This window comes from Hyphomonas beringensis (genome assembly GCF_000682755.1).
Classification (GTDB): Bacteria; Pseudomonadota; Alphaproteobacteria; order Caulobacterales; family Hyphomonadaceae; genus Hyphomonas; species Hyphomonas beringensis.
In genome coordinates this window covers 1-267 of sequence record NZ_AWFF01000009.1, presented here as the reverse complement: position 1 = coordinate 267, position 267 = coordinate 1, and the positions used below count along the sequence as shown (strand labels likewise).

Annotated in this window: 1 pseudogene; it reads left to right on the top strand. The window is 62.9% G+C overall.

What is annotated here, in order from left to right:
* Window positions 1-267, top strand: a pseudogene (locus HY29_RS01980) (tetratricopeptide repeat protein); the annotation flags it as partial.

Below are 267 nucleotides of genomic sequence, written 5' to 3'. Positions count from 1 at the left end.
GCGGCGATGATGACTCCCTCCATGACGCCATTACCGCCTATCGCGACGCCCTCAAGGAACGCACACGCAAGCGCGTCCCACTAGAATGGGCCATGACACAGAACAATCTCGGCAGTGCGCTCGCGACACTCGGTAAACGCGGCGATGACGCCGCCATCCATGACGCCATCGCGGCCTATCGCGAGGCCCTCAAGGAAAGTGCACGCGAGCGCGTCCCGCTGGAATGGGCCACGACACAGAACAATCTCGGCAATGCGCTCCTGACCC